The following is a 538-nucleotide window of genomic DNA, read 5'->3' on the forward strand; positions in this document are numbered from 1 at the left end:
GTGGAAAAGCAAACCAGCCTGAAGCGTGGACTGCGGCCAAATATCCACCAACCCGGGAAACCGACGCTCCCACGCCTCGATCTCCCCCTGAGACACCTCCACCAACGACACATCCGAAGGCGTCAGACCACCCGCCTCCCCCGAAGCAACATGCCGAACCAGCCCCGTCAACGCCCCAACCCACAACTCACCCAGCTCCGCCACCTCCTCGCGTGAGAGCACGCCACCGGCGAAGGCGAACTGTGCGGTCAACTCCTCGCCCGCGCCGCTGTCAGTGACGAGAGAGTTGATGTCCAGGGGCGCCATGGCCGGGAGCGCGGCGTCCGGGGTGGCGACGAGGTCGGCGGCTTCGGGTGCCTGGTGGAAGCCGAGTCCGCGTAGGTGTTCGGGCAGGTCAGAGCCGGTGAAACGGCCGAGGTAGTTGAAACCGATCTGCCCCGTCGAGCGGCCGGCCAACGCCTCGGCCGTCTCCGCGTTCACATACCGCAACAGACCGAACCCGATCCCCTTGTCCGGTATCGCCCGCAGCCGCTCCTTC

Annotated in this window: 1 pseudogene; it reads right to left on the reverse strand. The window is 66.7% G+C overall.

The annotated features are described in order from the left end of the window. Positions 1-538: pseudogene (locus AB8Z75_RS35300) on the reverse strand (non-ribosomal peptide synthetase); the annotation flags it as partial.

Origin of the sequence: Streptomyces sp. PU-14G, from assembly GCF_041028275.1 — a bacterium.
GTDB lineage: Bacteria > Actinomycetota > Actinomycetes > Streptomycetales > Streptomycetaceae > Streptomyces.